The following is a 16,853-nucleotide window of genomic DNA, read 5'->3' as shown; positions in this document are numbered from 1 at the left end:
GTTCAGAACGTCGTGAGACAGTTCGGTCCCTATCTGTCGCGGGCGTAGGAAATTTGAGAGGAGCTGTCCTTAGTACGAGAGGACCGGGATGGACGTACCGCTGGTGTACCAGTTGTTCCGCCAGGAGCACGGCTGGATAGCTAAGTACGGAAGGGATAAGCGCTGAAAGCATCTAAGCGTGAAGCCCCCCTCAAGATGAGATTTCCCAGTATGTAAGACCCCTTGTAGACGACGAGGTTGATAGGTTCGGGGTGGAAGCGCGGAAACGTGTGCAGCTGACGAATACTAATCGGTCGAGGGCTTATCCTACAAGCTTTCCTTCGGAAAGCTACTTCGGAAGCAATGATCATTCGCTTTACGCTTTGTTTCGGTCCAGTTTTCAGGGTGCAAGTCGCCTTGAGAAAAGTAAAGATGTTTCGTGGCAGAAACATCGACATCCGTTTGGTGATGATGGCGGAAGGGAACCACGCGTACCCATCCCGAACACGACCGTTAAGCCTTCCAGCGCCGATGGTACTTGGACCGCAGGGTCCTGGGAGAGTAGGACGTCGCCAAGCGGAATGCCCACAAGCGTGGGTTTTTTCATGAATAAGACGGGCCCGGCTCGGTAGCTCAGTCGGTAGAGCAGAGGACTGAAAATCCTCGTGTCGGCGGTTCGATTCCGTCCCGAGCCACCATGCTTTATTAGCAACACGGAGGCTTAGCGAAGTGGCCAAACGCAGCAGACTGTAAATCTGTTCTCTGACGAGTTCGGTGGTTCGAATCCATCAGCCTCCACCAGTTTTAAGATTATGAGCCATTAGCTCAGTTGGTAGAGCACCTGACTTTTAATCAGGGTGTCGTAGGTTCGAGTCCTACATGGCTCACGTTATATGCGGTTGTGGTGGAATGGCAGACACGCTATCTTGAGGGGGTAGTGGGCGTACGCTCGTGGAGGTTCGAGTCCTCTCAACCGCACCAAAATTAAATATGCGGTCGTGGCGGAATTGGCAGACGCGCTAGATTCAGGTTCTAGTGGTGTAACAGCCGTGGAGGTTCGAGTCCTCTCGACCGCATCTTTACGCGGAAGTGGCTCAGGGGTAGAGCATCGCCTTGCCAAGGCGAGGGTCGCGGGTTCGAATCCCGTCTTCCGCTCCATTTCTTGAAAAAATTATGTGCCCTTAGCTCAGCCGGATAGAGCGTTTGACTACGAATCAAAAGGTCGGGAGTTCGAATCTCTCAGGGCACGTACTTTGCGCTTGACAAAGCATGCTTAAACAAAGAGCTGTTTTTGAAGAAAGTATTTCTACTTTCTTCAAAAACAGCTCTTTGTTGTCATAGTGTTTGGCAAAAGATTTTGCGGGACATAACTTATCGAATCTACAAAAACTAAATATACAATACCTATTTTATTTGGTAAAATATAGTCCATGATAGTTGCAAAAAATGTAAACAAGGAAGGGTTAAAGTGAGGATCATATTTATTTTGCCGTTTTAAGCAAACCGATTAACGCAAAATACGTTCTATTAAACGGATTGGGGTGCATTCATTTCATGAGTAAAATTCAGTTGTTTTGTCTGCCTTATGCCGGCGGATCGGCTACGATTTATTCCAAATGGAAAAGATTATTGAATGCGGATATTGAATTATATCCTGTGGAGTTGGCCGGAAGAGGCCGGAGATTTAACGAATCCCCTTATGCTAACGTAGAGCAAGCGGTCGAAGATATTTACCGTGAGATCAGCGGAAGGCTCCATGCCCCGTTTGCCTTGTTTGGGCACAGTATGGGAAGCTTGCTGACGCATGAGCTCTGCTGCAAAATTAAGCAGCGAAAGGGCGTGGAACCGGTGCACATCTTTGCATCCGGGCGCCGGGCGCCGCAGTGTCCGAATGACAGGAAGGTGATGCACCTCCTTCCCGAAGCCGACTTTATGACTGAAGTTCACCAACTCGGAGGAACACCACGCGAACTGTTCGAAAACCGGGAATTGGCGGAGATCTTTATACCGCTTTTAAGATCGGACTATAAACTGGTTGAAACCTATGTTTATCATGAAAAAAATATGAAGTTCGATTGCGACCTTACCGTATTGAATGGAAAAGAAGACGACATGGTTCCTGAGCATCTGACCGCTTGGAGTGACCATACCAACGGTGCCTTCAAAATTGTCGAGTATGATGGTGGACATTTCTTCATTCACGATCAAACGGAGCCTATCGTTAAGCTGATTAACGAAACATTAAGCATGGTACCATTATCATCGGGCAGATAGCATAGACTAAACAAAGGCGGGATCGTCAACCATTCTGACGGTCCCTTTGATGCCTCACACGGAGCATGGCCCCCTCTCGTATTCCTGATCCCTAACGACGCGTCTGGAGTCGAAAGAAGGGCGGAGAGAAACAGAATTAAAATTCCCAATGCCTTCAGGTGTTTTTCTTATGAGAGAAAGCTATCAAAAGATAGGACTAGATATAATGAAACGAAATATGATAGAATGGGTAGGCATATTGTTTAGATTTTATGAATAAACCTAAGAGCACCAAGTAGTCGCATACAGGTTGCGGCTTTTTTTATGCCCTTCGAACCATTGAAAGCGCCATAAAAAATTTTTGATGAGGGTGACCTTAACATTTTCAGAAGGAGTAGCGATCTATGAATTCTACCCGAGTGGACAAATCTTCATCCCCGAATCAGTTGAAAAGAGGGCTGACCGCCCGGCACATGACGATGATTTCGCTCGGCGGTTCCATCGGTACCGGTCTGTTTCTGGCCAGCGGCGGAGCCATTCATTCGGCCGGTCCGGGCGGGGCGTTCCTTGCGTATTTGGTTATCGGAATCATGGTTTACTTTCTAGTGACGAGCTTAGGCGAAATGGCTACTTACATGCCGGTATCGGGGACGTTCAGCACGTATGCGACCCGCTTCGTGGACCCGTCGTTTGGGTTCGCGCTCGGCTGGAACTATTGGTACAACTGGGCGATTACGATAGCCGCCGAGCTGTCGGCAGCGACACTGATCATTAAATTTTGGCTTCCGGACAGTCCTTCTTTGCTCTGGAGCGCATTGTTTCTCGCCTTGATGGTAGGGCTCAATCTGCTTTCGGTAAAAAGCTACGGAGAATCGGAGTACTGGTTTGCGTTAATTAAGGTCGTCACGATCATTGTGTTCATCGGAATCGGCATTCTGATGATCATCGGCATCTGGTCCAGCGAAGCCGTCGGCTTGCGAAATCTTACGATTGGCGACGCGCCTTTCCACGGAGGGTTCTTGACTGCGCTGGGTGTATTTATGGCCGCAGGGTTCTCCTTTCAGGGAACGGAGCTGGTAGGGATAGCCGCGGGGGAGAGTGAAGATCCGCGACGCAACGTGCCTAAGGCGATCCGTTCCGTTTTCTGGCGCATTCTGCTGTTTTATTTGATTGCTATCGCTGTGATCGGTCTGCTTGTTCCGTATACGAACGAAAATTTGGCGAGCAATGACGTGGCGATGAGCCCATTCACGATGGTATTTGAAAAAGCCGGTCTCAGCATCGCCGCATCGGTGATGAATGCCGTTATTCTTACATCGGTACTGTCAGCAGGAAACTCCGGCATGTACGCGTCGACCCGGATGCTGTGGGTGCTGGCGAAAGAAGGGAAAGCACCGCGTTTTCTCGCCAAGCTGAGCAAGAGAGGCGTTCCGGTTTATGCGCTGCTGGCGACGAGCGTCTTGGGCATGTTCGCTTTCTTGTCCTCCTCGTTCGGGGACGGTGTCGTCTACATTTGGCTGTTGAATGCATCCGGCATGTCGGGCTTTATCGCTTGGCTCGGCATAGCGATAAGCCACTACCGTTTCCGCAAAGCCTATGTCGCTCAAGGCCGGGACATCAATGATTTGCCGTACAAAGCCAAATGGTTTCCGTTCGGGCCGATCCTGGCTGGGATACTGTGCGCTATCGTTATCGTCGGTCAGTGTATCGGCGGGATGAAGAACGGTACGGTCGATTGGGCCTACCTGTTTGCTTCTTATATTGGCATTCCGCTCTTTTTGGCGATATGGCTGACGTATAAGTGGAAGCATAAAACGAAAATGCTGAAGCTGGAAGAATGTGTGTTCGAGGATACGGTTGTGGAACGGTCGAAATAGGAAATAATGAAGCAGCTGCCTCGGAAAGGGGACGGCTGCTTTTTTGCACGTTAATTTGTCGTGAGTACCTTGGGTTCTCCGCTTACATAAGCGCCTTCTTCTGAAGCAGGGGATACCACAATTGTCTGATTGTCGAATTGCTTCTCGCTTTTCGCAATAACAACGGTGGCGACGCTATTGCCAATCAGATTCGTGATGGCGCGTGCTTCGGACATAAAACGGTCAACGCCGAGCAGAAGCGCCATGCCTTCGACCGGGATCACGTTGCCAGGGATTGCGGCAAGTGTGGCCGCCAAGGTGACGAAGCCGGAGCCGGTAACGCCTGCCGCGCCTTTGGAGGTCAGCATCAGCACGCCGAGCAGCGTTACAATTTGCAGCAACGTCAGCTCAATGCCATAGGCTTGCGCAATAAATAGCGCTGCCATCGATAAGTAAATCGACGTGCCGTCCAGGTTGAACGAGTAGCCGGTTGGGACGACTAGACCGACGACCGACTTGGAGCAGCCGTATTTCTCAAGACGTTCCATCAAGCGCGGCAGCGCCGATTCGGAGGAGGAGGTGCCAAGCACCAGTAAAATTTCTTCTTTGATGAACTTTAGCAGATTGAAAATGCTGAAGCCGTAGAATCGGGCTACTGCGCCGAGAATAACGATGACGAACAGAAGCATGGTGATATAAACGGAGCCCATCATTTTGCCAAGAGAGAACAGGGAGGCAATCCCGAATTTCCCAATCGTATAAGCCATGGCGCCGCCGGCGGCAATAGGGGAGAAGCGCATGATCATAGCGACCAATTTAAAGAAAATCTCGTTCAATTTCTCGAAAAATTGCGTGACGGGTCTCGATTTCTCGCCCAGGGAGGCCATAGCGAGACCAAACATGACGGAGAATAAAAGCACCGGAAGCATGTCACCTTTGGCGAGTGCGCCTACGACGCTGTCCGGAATGACGCTGAGCAGAAAATCCATGAAACCGTGCGGAGCTTCCACCGCTTGCTTCGCATATTTTGCCACGTCTGCCGCATTGGCCCCGACTTTGCTGACATCCATGCCGGAACCGGGGCGGACGAGATACATGACGGCAATCCCGATCGCCATCGCAAAGGTCGTGATGATTTCGAAATACAGCAGTGCTTTGCCGCCGATCCGGCCGATTTTTTTCATATCTCCCATATTCGCAAAACCGATTACAATTGTGAAAAAGACGATGGGGGCGATGACCATTTTGATCAGCTTGACGAACATATCGCCGAGCACTTTGAGCTGCACCCCGAACGTTGGGAAAAATTGTCCGATCAAGATCCCGAGGACAATCGCAATCAAGACCTGAACCGTAAGGTTTTTGAAATTGATTTTCATGAAAAATCCCTCTTTTCTACATTGCGTTCTCTTTTCGTGTTTTTATGCTAACGCTTTCATAATGACTTGTGAATCATTTGGACATATTGGTTGTTTTGGTCTTTTTGGTCTTCGGAAAGGGCACAAAAAAAGCGGACCGCGTTGTTTGTTAACGCGATCCGCCGGGCGGAGAGGATAATCTGTATTTATTGACGGGACGGCCGACCCCATATTGGAGATCGAGACGGACTTGACCGCTTTTCTCCAAAAAGTCGAGATAACGTCTGGCTGTCACTCTGGCGATGCCGACGCCTTTGGCGACCTCCTCCGCTGAAAGCGCCTCCGATTGCAGGACCAAAAATTGCACAATTTGCTTAAGGGTTACAGCCTGGAGTCCTTTGGGCAATTCCGGCGGCTCTTCCTTTTGCCTGTCTGGTGAAGACGCATCATGCGTTCTTCCGAAAAGCAGCCGATCCAACTCGGATTGGGAAGCGGGATGGCCGCTATCGAGCGCTGTCTTCATCTGGCGGTAATGCTCGAGTGCCTGCTTTACCCTTTCAAATTTAAACGGTTTCATGATGTAATCGACGGCCCCGTTCTGAAGCATCCGATCAATGGTACGCATATCATTGGCCGCGCTGATCACCATAACGTCGACGGGGGTTTGATTTCGGCGGAGCTCCATGATCGTCTCGATGCCGTCCCGCACCGGCATGAAAATATCGAGGATGACGAGATTGGGCTGCAGCTCTTTTACCATGCGCAAGCCTTCATCCCCGCTGGAAGCAATGCCTGTGACACGAAAGCCTTCCACTCGCTCGACAAATTGACTGTTGACTTCCTGCACCATCGGATCGTCTTCGATCAGCAGGACGCGGAGAATGTCCCGCTTCGTTTCGTTCATACCGTCTGCCATGTTGCCTGTCATCTCCCTCGCTTTCACTGTAAATGAAGAGCATCGGACTGCAAAAAACTACTGCATCGGGAACGTAATGATGAACGTCGTTCCTTCTCCCGGGGTGGATTCGATCTGAATCGAGCCGCCGCCTTTCCGCACGATATCGTCGATCAGGTGAAGGCCGATTCCGCGTCCGCCGTCGCCTTTGGTCGTAAAGCCGTGCTCGAATATGCGGGTTTTGACGGACTCCTCCATGCCGCAGCCATTGTCCTCGACGAGGACGGACAGCACCTCGTCATCTTGTTCAAGGCTGATAAAGATGTGTTTGTTATCCTTGGTTTGGTGATGCAATGCGTCAAAAGCATTTTCCAAGAGGTTGCCGAGCAGGATCACGAAATCGTGATGATCGAGCCGTTCGGGAAACCGTTCCAGTCGGCTTTGCCGGTCGATCGTTACCTCGATCCCAAGCTCCCGGCCGCGGCTGATCTTGCCAAGCAGCAGACCGGTCAAGCTTTCGTTGCGAATTCGGCTGTCGAGGAAACGGGTGAGCTCTTCTTTCTGCTCGGTCATCTCGAACAAAAAATCAAGCGCTTTCTCGTTGCTGCCGAGCTGGATCAAGCCGCCGATCGTATGCAGCTTGTTCATATACTCGTGGTTTTGCACGCGCAGCGCATCGACGAAGGTCCGGACGCCGGTCAGCTCTTCGGCCATCCGCGTCACTTCCGTCCGGTCTTGAAAAATGGCGACGGCGCCGACGGTTTCCCCGCCTACGGTGATCGGCACCCGGTTGCTCATGATCGGCGTTTCTTGAATGACCAGCTCTTGATTGAAGATCGGATGATTGAGCTCCAATATTTCGGGCAGCCGTGTATCGGGAAGCACCTCCCAGATCGACTTGCCGACAACGTCGCCCGATACTTTGAGCATCTGTTTCGCCTTCTCATTGAAAATCGTGATGCGTTCGAACTTATCGATGGCAATGACGCCCTCATGCATCGCGTTGAACGTCGCTGTACGTTCGACCAGCAGCGCGGCGATTTCGTGCGGTTCCAGCTCGAACATCTGCCGCTTGATATGCTGGGCGAGTTTCCATGACCCCCACAGCCCGAAGAGTAGGGAAATGAACAGCACGACGTAGGCTTGATTCGACAGGTCCAGCAGCACCTGCCCTACGGTTGGCTGGATGCGGCCGACGAGCGCGACGCCGACCTGCGCATGCTCGGCGTTCATAATCGGCACGAAGGCGCGCAGCGCCGTGCCGAGCTCGCCTTTTGCCTTGGACACGTAAGTGTGCTCGGCAAAGGCGGGGCCTTCGTCGGCGCCGGACGAAACGGTGCCGATATTGCTCTCCACCGGATGCGAAAGCCGCAGCCGGTGCATATCCATCACCACGACGTAGGTCACGTCGTTGATGATGCGAATGCGCTCGGCAGCACGCTGGATGCCGTCGCGCATGTCGGGGTCCGCAATGCCGGAGGCGATCTCCGGCATCTGCGCCACGGTGCGGGCGGTGATAAGCAGCCGCTGCCCAAGCTCTTCTTCTTTCAGCCGGACGATGCTGCCAAGGAGAATCGTCCCTCCGATACAGAGCGAGAACAGGACGATGCCGAACGACAAAATCGCGATTTTCCAGTTGATTTTCAAGCGCTGCGGCATCATCCGTCCCGCCCCCCTTTCTACGATATATTATCATACAACAGGAAGCGGAGGATGGAAAACAAAACAGCCCTGTCTTCCGCAACCGGATGGAGCGGGGACGGGCTATTGATAAACGGATACGTATGGAATCGGGAGAATTATTCACCCGGCATCTTCTTTTTCTCTTCCTTCCCTTTGCCTTGCTGCTTGGACTGCTGCTTTTCCTTTTTGCCGCCAGCCCACGGGTTGCCCCCCATACGAACTTTTTCTTGAAATTCGAGTTCCCGCTTCAGCATTTTTTGCTGATCCTTTTGCAGCTTTTTAAGCTGCTTTTTTTCTTCCTTGCGGATCTTTTCCTCCTGCTCGTGCTCGTTCTTTTTTATATCCTGATACATCTTCAACTGCTGTTGAAGCATCGTATCGCTCGGCTTATTTTGCTGCTGTTTTTTACTCTGTTGCTGCTCTTGTTTTTTTCCGCCGCCGCAGCCCGTCAATACGATCGGCATCAGCAGAAGGCACCAAAGCAGACCCCGTACGAATCTTGTCGGCATCGTCTGAAACCTCCTTCGTTTGCAAGGGGATCGTCCGCGTTTTCTTTAGTTTAACCGTTTCTTCAAAATTCATGTTCGGGTATACGGTCTTCATTGAGTTAGGCAGCGACATATGTTATTGTACATCATGATCATTCCGGAGGTGAACGGACGTGAGACCTTTGCTCGGAACGCTGCTTGTTGTATTTATCGGACTTGCCGCTGCCGTGGCGATCGGTTTTTATCCGGGATTCTCGACAACATCCGACGTGGCGGATGACGAGCAAGAAGGTTTCGATCAGGCGCTAGTCATTAAATTCAGCCATGTTGTTGCCGAAAATACGCCCAAAGGCCTGGCGGCTCAAAGATTTGCCCGCCTGATATCTGAAAAGACGGATCGCCGCGTGAAGGTCGAAGTGTTTCCAAACGCGGTTCTCTATAACGAGACCGATGAAATGGATGCGCTTATGCGCGGTAACATACAAATGATAGCCCCTTCGTTTGCCAATGTGTCCGAGTATGTTCCGGCGTGGCTGACGTTTGACCTGCCGTATGCGTTCTTAAGCGACGAAGCGGTACAGGAGGCGTTTGACGGCGAGCTGGGGAAGCTGCTGTTCGATAAGCTGACAAGCAAAAATTTGGTCGGCTTGTCCTATTGGGGCAACGGCTTCAAGCAAATGACTTCCAATCGGGGGCCGCTGATTCATCCTTCGGATTTCAAAGAACAACACTTTCGCATTTTGCCCAGCAAGGTAATCGAAGCGCAATTTCGACAGTTTGAGGCAAAAACGACCCCGATTCCGTTCAACGAAGTGTATCGCGGTCTGGAGTCGGGCGTCGTGGACGGCGAAGAGAATACGATCTCCAATATCCGTACGAAAAAGTTCTATCAGGTGCAAAAATATATGACTATCAGCAACCACGGATATCTCGGGTATACGGTGCTGATGAACAAATCGTTCTGGGACAAGCTGCCGGGCGATGTGAAGAAGCCTTTGGCAGAAGCGCTGGAAGAAACGGCGCGCTGGGCCAATGAGAATGCGATCGAGATGAACCGGCGCCAGCTGGACGAATTGCGCCATCAGGGAGGGCTGCAAATTCATGTTCAGACGCCGGAGGAACGCCGCGAGTGGATGCAGCGATGGGACCCGATCTATCAGGAGTTCGAGGAAACGATTGGAAAAGACGTCATGAACCGCATTCGCCGGCTGCGGGAAAAGTATGGCGGTTGAAGAACGGCCATAGAATGGCCTAGGCCGTACCTTCAAGCACGTATACCTTCACATTTTTCTTTACGCCGAAGTGGCGGGCCTGCTTCGCGTCGTCCATGAACAAGTCGATTCGCGTACCGCGGATGGCCGATCCGATATCTTCAGCTTTGCGGACGCCGATACCGTCGATGAACACGGTCGAGCCCATCGGGATAACCGAAGGATCGACGGCAATCGTGCGTCCTTCCGCGGCTTTGCTGCCGCTGTAGGTGATGCCGTAATCCGGATGGGACGGCTTTTTGCCGGTCGATTCGACTCCCGCGGTATAAGCCGTTAACGTCGAAGTCAGCACCTGTCGGATGATGCCCCCTTGTCCTTCGGGCAGCTCAATCCCAGCTTGTTCCGACGGAATCTGCAGCTGCTGTCCTGCCTGGAGCGATCCCGGATCGTCGATGCCGTTGGCGGCTAGCAGCGTCTGCAGGGGGATTCCGAACAATCTTGCGATCCGATAAAGCGTATCGCCCGAACGCACTTTATAGGAGACAGGGGAAAGTATGGTCTTCAAGACAGGGCTTTCCGTCTGTGCTTCGGCCTCTGCGTCTCTTTGCAAGATCGCATCCCATTCCTGGGATGCCATGGTCGTTTCGGCCAGATCTGCCGATGTATGGTAGGCATAGGCGGACCGCTCGGCCGCCGCTCCCAAGGTGACGATTAGAATGAGGCAAAGCGTGAGCCGTAAAATACTAGCGTTCAACATTCCTTACAACTCCTCCTTTGAGAAACTAGAGTGATAGTACTAGATTTGCCCGCTATCCCCGAATTTAAACCGGCAGGTAAAAAATTCGTTTCTCCAAATCTATTGATTGAACGGCAATCTTCCAGTATAGTACGAACTATATGTCAGATATGGTGACGCATTGCAGGAATACGCGACCGGCAGAAGGTCCGCACAAGGGGGCATCGGGATGAGCAGACTTGAAGGAAAACGAATTGCACTTACAGGACCGAGGAAAGCGGCGGAGCTCAGCGTCATCGTGGAAAAGCTGGGCGGGGTGCCGATCTTGCGGCCGGCCCAAGGAACCGTTGCTGTTGAGCGGGAGCAAGTGGAGGCGGAAATCGCCCGGCTGATCGAGACAGGGATCGATTGGGTGATTCTTACGACAGGGATCGGCACGGAGCTATTGGTGCAAGCGGCCGAAAGCATGGGCCGGAAGGAAGCGTTCGTGGAAACGTTGAGCCAAGCCCAAATCGCGGCCAGAGGCTACAAAACAATCAATTATTTGAAAGCATTAGGGCTAACCCCCACTGTACGGGACGAGGACGGAACGACGGCCAGCCTGATCGCGGCGATGGCACCTTACGAGCTTCAAGGGCAACGGGTGGCGCTGCAGCTGTACGGCGACCACGCGCCCCGGCTTGTCCAATGGCTGGCCGAGCGGCAGGCGTCGTACCGCGAAATTTTGCCGTATCGGCACGTTCCGCCCGCCTTGGAGGTGGTGGACACGCTGCTGAATGAAATCGTGAGCGGCGCTATCGATGCCGTGACGTTCACCAGTACCCCGCAGGTCCGGTTTTTGATGGCCTATGCGCGGGAGCAGGGGATGGCGGACCGGGTGAAGGAAGCTTTTGCGAGCGGCGTCGTCGCCGTGGCGGTAGGCAAAGTGACGGCTGAAGCGCTTCGCGAAGAGGGCATTCAGCGGGTCGTCGCTCCGGAGCAGGAGCGGATGGGCAGCATGATCGTCAGCCTGGCGCATTATTATGAGCAGGAATCCGAGGCGTAGAGCGTCGGCCTGTTCCGAGATTTGGTCAGAGATTTCAGGTGTGGTATACTTTCCGTGTCAGGAAGGTATGCCCTATTTTTTACATATGGAGGAAACATGGAAGCGACTCCGGTAGTACAACTGCAGCAAATAACCAAGCGAATCGGCTCCAAAACGATTGTGGATGGGCTGTCCTTCGAAGTGAAGCCGGGCGAAGTGTTCGGTTTTCTCGGACCGAATGGCGCGGGCAAGACGACAACGATCCGGATGATGGTCGGCTTAATGGCAATTACGGATGGAGAAGTGCTGATTCAGGGACACAGCGTGAAAACAAGGTTCGAGCAAGCGATGCTTCATGTCGGCGCGATTGTGGAAAACCCCGAATTTTACGGGTTTATGACCGGGTATCAGAACCTGGTTCATTTTGCCCGGATGATGCCGAATGTCCCAAAGGAACGTATCGACGAAGTGGTCCGGCTGGTGAAGCTGGAGAACCGTATTATGGACAAGGTCAAAACGTATTCGCTCGGCATGCGGCAGCGTCTCGGCGTAGCCCAGGCGATCCTGCACCGCCCGTCGGTGCTCGTGCTCGACGAGCCGACCAACGGTCTGGACCCCGAGGGAATTCGCGAGCTGCGCGATTATTTGCGCCGCTTGGCTGCGGAGGAAGGGCTGGCGGTCATCGTTTCGAGCCATCTGCTGTCGGAGATGGAATTGATGTGCGACCGGGTGGCCATTATTCAGAACGGTCGGCTGCTCGATGTCCGGTCGTTCAAGGAGGCTCCTTCAGAGACGGAGGCCGTCGAGGTCCGGTTTGAAGTTGACCGCCCCGATGCGGCTCTGGAGCTGCTGGGAGAAGCGGAACGCGCGAAAGCGGAAGGTCCGGAGCTCGTCGTATGGCTGCCGAACCGGCGCGAAGCGATCGCTGAGCTTAACGCCCGTTTCGTTGCGGCGGGAATCCGGGTTTACGGCATCCGGACGCTGACCAAAACGCTCGAGGAGCAGTTCCTCGAAGTGACGGGAGGGAACCGGATTGTCTAGCGTATTTCGCCTCATACAGAACGAACAAATGAAAATTTACACCCGTCTGCGGACGTGGATCATGCTCGCTTTTGTCGTCTTGGCGGTTATTTCGATGGGCGCGATGATGAAGTATGTCCTCGAATCGGGGATGAATCACGTCCTTCATTTTATGAGCATCTCGGCGAGTCTCGCCCCGCTCGTCACGATTTTTTCCGTTATTGTGGCGGGTGACAGCGTGGCTTCCGAATTTACGTGGGGCACGGTGAAGCTGCTGCTGATCCGTCCGGCCTCCCGCGGCAAAATTTTGTTGGCCAAGTACATCTCCGTGCTGCTGTTTATTGTCGAGCTGCTGCTGATTATGCTGATCATCTCTTACTTTACGGGGCTAGTGCTGTTCGGCGTCAGCGGTTCGGTTTCGCCCGACGGGACGATGCCGGCCATCCTTCAAGGGTATGGCATCAAAGCCGTAGAGATCGTGATGACGGCGACGCTGGCTTTTATGATTTCGACCGTTTTCCGCAGCAGCTCGCTGGCGATCGGACTCTCCATCTTCCTGATGTTTGTGTCCGGAACGCTCGTAACCATTTTGGTGCAGCTCAGATATGACTGGGTCAAATATTTATTGTTCGCTAATACGGATTTGACTCCGTATTTACACGGGGGCAAGCCTGTTGTCCCCGGGATGACGCTCGGCTTCTCTCTGGCCGTTCTGGCCGGTTATTGGATTGTATTCTATGCCGTTTCCTGGCTGCTATTTACGAAGAGGGACGTCGCAGGCAGCTAGCAGCGATAAAGAGACGTCATTAGCCGACAAACCACTAGCAAACGCGACAGCCGTCTTTATTCTTGCGAATCAAGCGTGCGGTCGCGTTTTTGGCTTGTCTGGATTACGGAGGAGGGGGAAGCATGGTCGGATCGGTATGGCTCGTATTTGCGCTAACCTTGATCATTCACGGCGTGGAAACGCTATCTTATGCGGTAAGGCTGGCCGGTATCCGAACAGGAAAGCTGGCGGTCGCCTTGTCGCTCACGGGCATCATCCTTCTAATTTCCAGAACATCGAACATGCTTCAAGGCACGTTATTCGGCAATTTGATCGATAAAGCGAAGAATGACCCGGACATTGCGCTCGGGTTTCAATTTCATCTGATCTTGATCGGGGCTTCCGTCGGGACGCTGGCGGCGCTTCTCGTTTTTCCGACAATGGTGTTCGTGGCCGCGCGGCTGATCGCCCGGCTTGAGGTTGTCGGCTCGCTGCCGGTCTTGATCCGGGAGTCCGTGACGATCGACAAGCTGAAATCGGTCAAGCGCGTATTTCGGCTGCCCCGTCTGGAGATGCTCAGCCGGCTGCGGGTCGGCGGGATTCCGAAGCGGCTGTTGCTGATGAACACCTTGGTCACGGGCATCTACACGGTCGGCGTATTATCTGCGCTGTACGCGTCCTATCTCGTTCCCGAGCATGGAACAAGCGCCGCGCAATCGTCAGGTCTGATCAACGGGATTGCCACGATCCTGCTGACCATCTTCATCGATCCGCGAGTAGCGCTGCTGTCCGATAAGGCGATGTCCGGCAAAGTGAAGCAGGCGGAGCTCCATAAAATGTTCGGCATCCTTATGCTGTCGCGGCTGGCCGGCACCTTGCTCGCCCAGCTGTTGCTCCTGCCGGGAGCGGAGGTGATTGCGTTCATTTGCGGGTTGTTATTTTAAAATCGGAGTTAAGTCCTTAAGGTAAGAAGTGTTAAGTTTTCATTAATATAGGTCATTTGAGGCGAATTGGAAAAGGAAAACCGCGATTCATGTCGAATTAAAAGCTGGTCAGTTTAATTTAGCTAAAGGGGACTTTCATTAGACTATGATTGAATTCCAGAATGTGTCCAAGGTATATCCGAACGGAACCGTAGGTCTCAAAAATATTAATTTGACCATGGACAAAGGCGAATTTATTGTAATCGTCGGTCTCTCGGGAGCCGGAAAATCGACGCTGCTGCGATCAATTAACAGGCTGCATGAAATTACCAATGGCCAAATTCTCATCGACGGGCGGTCGATCACGGCGGCCAAGGGAGCCCAGCTTCGAAATCTGCGCCGTGATATCGGCATGATTTTTCAAAATTTTAACTTAGTCAAACGTTCCTCCGTTCTTCGCAACGTTCTCTCCGGCCGTGTGGGCTATCATTCGACGCTGCGGACGCTGCTCGGGCTCTTTCCGAATAGAGATGTGGAGCTTGCGCTCCAAGCGCTTGAGCGCGTCAATATTCGGGAGAAGGCGTATGCCCGTGCGGACGAACTGTCCGGCGGACAGCAGCAGCGCGTCTCGATCGCCAGAGCGCTTGCCCAGGAAGCGAAAATTATTCTGGCGGACGAGCCGGTCGCCTCGCTGGACCCGTTGACGACACGTCAGGTGATGGATGACCTGAAACGGATCAATCAGGAGCTCGGCATCACGACCGTCGTTAACCTTCACTTTATCGACTTGGCGCGGGAATACGCGACCCGCATTATCGGGCTGCGCGCAGGGGAGGTCGTGTTCGACGGTCCCGTATCGGAAGCGACGGATGAGGCCTTCTCGGGCATTTACGGACGCGCAATCAAGAAGGACGAGCTTCTGGGGGTGGAGGCGGAATGACCGGGCCCGAACGTCGCGACATCCTGAAAAAGCCGTCGAATACGAAGTCGTATATAACGACGCTCGCTTTAATTTTTCTGTTATGGTGGAGCGCCGATAAAACCGACTCCAGCATTGCCAAGCTGATCGAAGGCCTTCCGGAGATGGGCAAGCTGCTCGTTGAGATGGTTCCTCCTGACTGGAGCTATATCGATGTCGTCTGGAAGCCGATGGTGGAAACGATACAAATGGCCGTGATCGGTACGACGCTCGGCGGGCTGGCCGCGATTCCGGTCGCTTTGCTTGCAGCCGGCAACGTAACCCGCAACCCGTGGATTTATCATCCGGCGCGCATTATTCTCAACTTGATCCGGACGATTCCGGAGCTGCTTTTTGCCGGATTGTTCGTTGCGATCTTCGGCATCGGGGCGATGCCCGGGGTGCTGGCGCTCGCCTTTTTCTCCTTCGGCTTGATCGCCAAGCTGACCTACGAATCGATCGAAGCGATCGATCCGGGCCCGCTGGAAGCGATGACGGCCGTCGGGGCCAACAAGCTGCAATGGATTCATTTTGGCGTCGTGCCGCAGGTGGCCGCGCAATATATCGCGTATTTTTTGTACACGTTCGAAGTCAATGTCCGGGCTGCCGCCGTGCTCGGCTTGGTCGGTGCGGGCGGGATCGGGTTAACGCTCGACCGGACGCTGCAGATGTTCCGTTATGACCGTTCGGCCCTTATCATTATTTTGACGCTGGCGATCGTGCTGCTGATCGATTTCGTGAGCACGAAGATAAGGGAGAGGTTGTTATGAATCAGACGACGACTAAAAAACCGTTCCGCATCCGCTTCTGGCTCGTGACTATCATTATATTAGCTATTTATCTTTGGTCTTTTCTCGGGCTTAAATTCGAAGGCTTGACGGAAAACGCCGGCCGGGATTTCGCCACCATTCTCCGCGGCTTGTTCAATCCTGATTGGGGTTACGTCTACATGCCCGAAGGCGAGGACCTGATCCGGGGACTGCTCGATACGCTGGCCATCTCCATTATCGGCACGTTTATTTCGGCGTTTCTGTGCGTGCCGTTCGCCTTCTGGGCCGCCAACAACATGAACCGTTTCCGCTGGGTATCCGGCAGCGGCAAATTCATGCTGAGCTTTATCCGGACGTTCCCGGAAATCATCATGGCGGTCATCTTCATTAAAGCGGTAGGCCCGGGCGCTTATGCCGGGGTGCTGGCGCTCGGCCTGCACTCGATCGGGATGCTCGGCAAGCTGTATTCGGAGGCGCTCGAAAATCTCGATCTCGGGCCGACCGAGGCGCTGACCGCCTGTGGCGCCAACCGCTTGCAGGTGCTGTGGTTCGCCGTCATTCCGCAGGTGCTGCCGCACTTCTTCTCGTTTGCGCTGTACCGCTTCGAGATTAACATCCGTTCCGCTTCCATCCTCGGCTTGATCGGGGCGGGAGGGATCGGGGCGCCGCTCAATCTGGCGCTGGAAGCCCGTGCATGGAGCCGCGTCGGCATTATTCTGCTCGGGATCATCGTCATGGTCACCATTATCGATGTTATTTCTTCCGCCATTCGCAAACGTCTGGTGTAGGTGTAGACCACAAAGCCCGCTTTTCGGATCATCATGCCGAAGCGGGCTTTTTTGCGCGGGACAGGACCCCGATGAAGCGATGAAGGAATCCCTGTATCTTCGGCGTTGGAGCTGGATCAAGTCAAGGAGCGCCTGTAAAGCAAAA

Annotated in this window: 15 protein-coding genes, 7 tRNA genes and 2 rRNA genes; 19 read left to right on the top strand and 5 right to left on the bottom strand. The window is 53.3% G+C overall.

Features of this window, described 5'->3' with window-relative positions; genetic code table 11:
* The 11 genes from BLO51_RS24685 to BLO51_RS24635 form a co-directional block, all read left to right on the top strand.
* Nucleotides 1–309, top strand: a 23S ribosomal RNA gene (locus tag BLO51_RS24685); the annotation flags it as partial.
* A 131-nt stretch (nucleotides 310–440) separates the two neighbouring features.
* Nucleotides 441–557, top strand: a 5S ribosomal RNA gene (rrf, locus tag BLO51_RS24680).
* A 44-nt stretch (nucleotides 558–601) separates the two neighbouring features.
* Nucleotides 602–677 (top strand) — tRNA-Phe (locus tag BLO51_RS24675).
* A 17-nt stretch (nucleotides 678–694) separates the two neighbouring features.
* Nucleotides 695–780, top strand: a tRNA-Tyr gene (locus tag BLO51_RS24670).
* A 13-nt stretch (nucleotides 781–793) separates the two neighbouring features.
* Nucleotides 794–866, top strand: a tRNA-Lys gene (locus BLO51_RS24665).
* 8 nt (nucleotides 867–874) lie between these two features.
* A tRNA-Leu gene (locus BLO51_RS24660) sits at nucleotides 875–960 on the top strand.
* An 11-nt stretch (nucleotides 961–971) separates the two neighbouring features.
* Nucleotides 972–1,055: transfer RNA gene (locus BLO51_RS24655), tRNA-Leu, on the top strand.
* Nucleotides 1,056–1,062: 7 nt separating this feature from the next.
* A tRNA-Gly gene (locus tag BLO51_RS24650) sits at nucleotides 1,063–1,137 on the top strand.
* Between the two features lie 17 nt (nucleotides 1,138–1,154).
* Nucleotides 1,155–1,228: transfer RNA gene (locus BLO51_RS24645), tRNA-Arg, on the top strand.
* A 305-nt stretch (nucleotides 1,229–1,533) separates the two neighbouring features.
* Complete coding sequence (locus BLO51_RS24640) at nucleotides 1,534–2,253, top strand: thioesterase II family protein (protein ID WP_090676063.1); 720 nt, start codon at nucleotides 1,534–1,536, stop codon at nucleotides 2,251–2,253.
* A 383-nt stretch (nucleotides 2,254–2,636) separates the two neighbouring features.
* Complete coding sequence (locus BLO51_RS24635; RefSeq protein WP_090676061.1) at nucleotides 2,637–4,109, top strand: amino acid permease; 1,473 nt, start codon at nucleotides 2,637–2,639, stop codon at nucleotides 4,107–4,109.
* Between the two features lie 50 nt (nucleotides 4,110–4,159).
* Here the strand turns inward: BLO51_RS24635 and BLO51_RS24630 are convergent, their stop codons facing one another.
* The 4 genes from BLO51_RS24630 to BLO51_RS24615 all read right to left on the bottom strand — a co-directional run bounded on the left by BLO51_RS24630 (nucleotide 4,160) and on the right by BLO51_RS24615 (nucleotide 8,533).
* Nucleotides 4,160–5,467 (bottom strand): dicarboxylate/amino acid:cation symporter, encoded by a 1,308-nt coding sequence (locus tag BLO51_RS24630; RefSeq protein WP_090676060.1) that lies wholly within the window; start codon nucleotides 5,465–5,467, stop codon nucleotides 4,160–4,162.
* Nucleotides 5,468–5,615: 148 nt separating this feature from the next.
* Nucleotides 5,616–6,362: a response regulator gene (locus BLO51_RS24625; RefSeq protein ID WP_090676058.1), complete on the bottom strand. Its 747-nt coding sequence runs from the start codon at nucleotides 6,360–6,362 to the stop codon at nucleotides 5,616–5,618.
* A gap of 57 nt (nucleotides 6,363–6,419) precedes the next feature.
* Nucleotides 6,420–8,000: an ATP-binding protein gene (locus tag BLO51_RS24620; RefSeq protein WP_090676069.1), complete on the bottom strand. Its 1,581-nt coding sequence runs from the start codon at nucleotides 7,998–8,000 to the stop codon at nucleotides 6,420–6,422.
* Between the two features lie 140 nt (nucleotides 8,001–8,140).
* Nucleotides 8,141–8,533: a hypothetical protein gene (locus BLO51_RS24615; protein ID WP_090676056.1), complete on the bottom strand. Its 393-nt coding sequence runs from the start codon at nucleotides 8,531–8,533 to the stop codon at nucleotides 8,141–8,143.
* Between the two features lie 152 nt (nucleotides 8,534–8,685).
* Between BLO51_RS24615 and BLO51_RS24610 the strand changes: the two genes are divergently transcribed.
* Nucleotides 8,686–9,744 carry a DctP family TRAP transporter solute-binding subunit gene (locus BLO51_RS24610; RefSeq protein ID WP_090676055.1) on the top strand — a complete coding sequence of 353 codons (1,059 nt, stop codon included), beginning with the start codon at nucleotides 8,686–8,688 and terminating at the stop codon, nucleotides 9,742–9,744.
* Between the two features lie 19 nt (nucleotides 9,745–9,763).
* On the opposite strand, the gene BLO51_RS24605 is transcribed toward BLO51_RS24610, so the two are convergent.
* On the bottom strand, nucleotides 9,764–10,480 hold the full coding sequence (locus BLO51_RS24605; RefSeq protein WP_090676053.1) for a 3D domain-containing protein: 717 nt from the start codon (nucleotides 10,478–10,480) through the stop codon (nucleotides 9,764–9,766).
* Nucleotides 10,481–10,688: 208 nt separating this feature from the next.
* Here BLO51_RS24605 and BLO51_RS24600 point away from each other — a divergent pair, with 208 nt between their 5' ends.
* From BLO51_RS24600 to phnE (BLO51_RS24570), 7 genes are all read left to right on the top strand, one after another.
* The gene (locus BLO51_RS24600) at nucleotides 10,689–11,504 is read left to right on the top strand and encodes a uroporphyrinogen-III synthase (protein WP_090676052.1); all 816 of its coding nucleotides are present in this window, start codon (nucleotides 10,689–10,691) and stop codon (nucleotides 11,502–11,504) included.
* A gap of 96 nt (nucleotides 11,505–11,600) precedes the next feature.
* Complete coding sequence (locus BLO51_RS24595; protein WP_090676050.1) at nucleotides 11,601–12,524, top strand: ABC transporter ATP-binding protein; 924 nt, start codon at nucleotides 11,601–11,603, stop codon at nucleotides 12,522–12,524.
* On the top strand, nucleotides 12,517–13,290 hold the full coding sequence (locus BLO51_RS24590; protein ID WP_090676049.1) for an ABC transporter permease: 774 nt from the start codon (nucleotides 12,517–12,519) through the stop codon (nucleotides 13,288–13,290). Before BLO51_RS24595 ends, BLO51_RS24590 begins: the two co-directional genes overlap by 8 nt.
* Before the next feature lie 122 nt (nucleotides 13,291–13,412).
* Nucleotides 13,413–14,213 carry a lipid II flippase Amj family protein gene (locus BLO51_RS24585; RefSeq protein ID WP_090676047.1) on the top strand — a complete coding sequence of 267 codons (801 nt, stop codon included), beginning with the start codon at nucleotides 13,413–13,415 and terminating at the stop codon, nucleotides 14,211–14,213.
* A gap of 145 nt (nucleotides 14,214–14,358) precedes the next feature.
* The gene (gene phnC, locus BLO51_RS24580) at nucleotides 14,359–15,132 is read left to right on the top strand and encodes a phosphonate ABC transporter ATP-binding protein (protein ID WP_090676045.1); all 774 of its coding nucleotides are present in this window, start codon (nucleotides 14,359–14,361) and stop codon (nucleotides 15,130–15,132) included.
* The gene (gene phnE / locus BLO51_RS24575) at nucleotides 15,129–15,920 is read left to right on the top strand and encodes a phosphonate ABC transporter, permease protein PhnE (RefSeq protein WP_090676042.1); all 792 of its coding nucleotides are present in this window, start codon (nucleotides 15,129–15,131) and stop codon (nucleotides 15,918–15,920) included. The genes phnC and phnE (BLO51_RS24575) overlap by 4 nt, the downstream gene beginning before the upstream one ends.
* On the top strand, nucleotides 15,917–16,708 hold the full coding sequence (gene phnE, locus BLO51_RS24570; RefSeq protein WP_090676041.1) for a phosphonate ABC transporter, permease protein PhnE: 792 nt from the start codon (nucleotides 15,917–15,919) through the stop codon (nucleotides 16,706–16,708). Before phnE (BLO51_RS24575) ends, phnE (BLO51_RS24570) begins: the two co-directional genes overlap by 4 nt.
* Nucleotides 16,709–16,853: the final 145 nt, after the last annotated feature.

The organism is Paenibacillus tianmuensis, assembly GCF_900100345.1.
Taxonomy (GTDB): Bacteria; Bacillota; Bacilli; order Paenibacillales; family NBRC-103111; genus Paenibacillus_G; species Paenibacillus_G tianmuensis.
This window is presented reverse-complemented; position numbering and strand designations above follow the sequence as displayed.

Coding starts and splice junctions, on each gene's coding strand:
- BLO51_RS24600 (WP_090676052.1), top strand. CDS start 10,689: ATGAGCAGACTTGAAGGAAAACGAATTGCACTTACAGGACCGAGGAAA.
- BLO51_RS24605 (WP_090676053.1), bottom strand. CDS start 10,480: ATGTTGAACGCTAGTATTTTACGGCTCACGCTTTGCCTCATTCTAATC.
- phnE (WP_090676042.1), top strand. CDS start 15,129: ATGACCGGGCCCGAACGTCGCGACATCCTGAAAAAGCCGTCGAATACG.
- phnE (WP_090676041.1), top strand. CDS start 15,917: ATGAATCAGACGACGACTAAAAAACCGTTCCGCATCCGCTTCTGGCTC.
- BLO51_RS24640 (WP_090676063.1), top strand. CDS start 1,534: ATGAGTAAAATTCAGTTGTTTTGTCTGCCTTATGCCGGCGGATCGGCT.
- BLO51_RS24595 (WP_090676050.1), top strand. CDS start 11,601: ATGGAAGCGACTCCGGTAGTACAACTGCAGCAAATAACCAAGCGAATC.
- BLO51_RS24625 (WP_090676058.1), bottom strand. CDS start 6,362: ATGGCAGACGGTATGAACGAAACGAAGCGGGACATTCTCCGCGTCCTG.
- BLO51_RS24635 (WP_090676061.1), top strand. CDS start 2,637: ATGAATTCTACCCGAGTGGACAAATCTTCATCCCCGAATCAGTTGAAA.
- BLO51_RS24630 (WP_090676060.1), bottom strand. CDS start 5,467: ATGAAAATCAATTTCAAAAACCTTACGGTTCAGGTCTTGATTGCGATT.
- BLO51_RS24620 (WP_090676069.1), bottom strand. CDS start 8,000: ATGCCGCAGCGCTTGAAAATCAACTGGAAAATCGCGATTTTGTCGTTC.
- BLO51_RS24585 (WP_090676047.1), top strand. CDS start 13,413: ATGGTCGGATCGGTATGGCTCGTATTTGCGCTAACCTTGATCATTCAC.
- BLO51_RS24615 (WP_090676056.1), bottom strand. CDS start 8,533: ATGCCGACAAGATTCGTACGGGGTCTGCTTTGGTGCCTTCTGCTGATG.
- phnC (WP_090676045.1), top strand. CDS start 14,359: ATGATTGAATTCCAGAATGTGTCCAAGGTATATCCGAACGGAACCGTA.